The following is a 261-nucleotide window of genomic DNA, read 5'->3' as shown; positions in this document are numbered from 1 at the left end:
AGATCAAAATCAAAAGCAGACGCGGCGGCCTTAGAGCCGACCGGTGATGCTTGCCGACCGCATTCCCCTGTAGGAGCCGGCTTGCCGGCGATGCAGACACCTCGGTGAATCAGGCATACCCGGTTGATGCCATCGCATGCAAGCCAGCTCCCACAGAAAATGCGCGGTGTTCTGCCTGGTTTTAGCGTCATCGTTGACGACCATCGCCGGCAAGCCGGCTCCTACAGTAGACCGCGTTGGCCTTTGCCTTTGCTCCACACC

This window comes from Pseudomonas sp. B6002 (assembly GCF_013385985.1).
Lineage (GTDB): Bacteria > Pseudomonadota > Gammaproteobacteria > Pseudomonadales > Pseudomonadaceae > Aquipseudomonas.
Note: the sequence above shows the minus strand (reverse complement) of the source record.